This window comes from Desulfovibrio sp. 1214_IL3152, assembly GCF_036763055.1.
Classification (GTDB): Bacteria; Desulfobacterota; Desulfovibrionia; order Desulfovibrionales; family Desulfovibrionaceae; genus Desulfovibrio.
Genome location: NZ_JBAIYW010000015.1, coordinates 1 through 1,337, shown reverse-complemented (window position 1 = coordinate 1,337; position 1,337 = coordinate 1). Strand labels below are relative to the sequence as shown.

Genomic DNA, 1,337 nt, shown 5'->3' with positions numbered 1-1,337 from the left:
CCCCGCAAACGCTGGTTACGGCCTACCGCGCGCGGAATACCGGCCGTGTGGAGTCTCTCACCGCGATTTATGAGGTGGCGGCCCTGCCGTATTTTGATGCGGCCCTGGCCCGTGGCGAACGCAAGCTGGGCCTGATGGTTCCAGGCGACCTGCGGCACTTTGTGGACTACGGGCCGGAAGAGGACGAACCTTTCTTTAACTGCAACTGTCCCGCCGATCTTGAGCAGGCCCGCATCCTGCTGGCGCAAAAAAATGCACGCTTTGCTGAAAAAGGGTGATTTTTGCAGTAACGTCCAATTGTTATACCACGTCAGAGCCTTATGCGGATTAACGGTCGCGCGCGTGAAAATCAGCGTTATCCGCGTGTGCGGGGCTTTTGGCGCACAGGTGGAGAAAAGCGGCGCACAGCTAGCCAGAACAGACGAATTGGCTTACACAGGGTCAAAACAGCATTCGCATCCGCTCCGGCAGGGGCAGCAGCATTGGAGAAACGCATGAATATCGGTTCCTATACATTCGACGAATTTCGGCGCCTGGCGGAAAATTTTCATGGCTATGCCGCGCCTGGACTGCTTGTGGGCGGGTATATGGTGGAGCTCGCCAAAAAGCACATTCCCGAAGGCACGCTTTTCGAGGCCGTGGTGGAGTCCGGCAAATGCCTGCCCGACGCCGTGCAACTGCTCACCCTGTGCAGCATCGGCAACGGCTGGATGAAAATACATAATCTGGGGCGTTATGCTGTTTCGCTTTTTGACAAACATACGGGCGAAGGCGTGCGCGTAAGTCTGGACCCGGAAAAAATGGCTGCCTACCCGGAAATCAAGGCCTGGTTCTTCAAGGAAAAACCCAAGAAAGACCAGGATGTGCCGCGCCTTGAATCCGAAATAGAACAGGCCGGAGACAGTATCTGCAATGTGGAGCCTGTGACCATAAAGCGCCGCTTTATCGGCCATAAGCACATGACGCGCATTGTCTGCTGTCCCGGTTGCGGCGAGGCGTATCCGGCGGAAGACGGTCCCGTATGCCGGGGATGCCAGGGCGAGGCTCCCTATGTGGTGGCCCGGCGCGAAATCAAGGCGGCCCCCCGGCAGGAAGCCGCCGGAATACGTGTGGTTCCTGTTGAGGAAGCCGTGGGCCATACCGTGGCGCACGACATGACCCGCATAGATCCCGGTCAGTTCAAGGGGCCGGAGTTCAGGGCCGGGCAGCGCATCAGCGTGGGCGATATCTGTCGTCTTCAGCAGATGGGGCGCTTTCATGTGGCGGTGACCGACAGCCCGGTGGACGAGAGCGATTTTGCCGCCTATGCCGCGCGGAGCGGCGATACGGTGCACGAA

Annotated in this window: 2 protein-coding genes; both read left to right on the top strand. The window is 58.8% G+C overall.

The genetic code is table 11. From position 1 onward, the window contains the following. Positions 1-278: molybdenum cofactor guanylyltransferase (mobA, locus tag V6C07_RS00300; protein WP_442891918.1), on the top strand; the 278-nt coding region annotated here is incomplete at its 5' end. A gap of 216 nt (positions 279-494) precedes the next feature. Then, on the top strand, positions 495-1,337 hold an 843-nt coding region (locus tag V6C07_RS00295), incomplete at its 3' end, for an FmdE family protein (protein ID WP_333534340.1).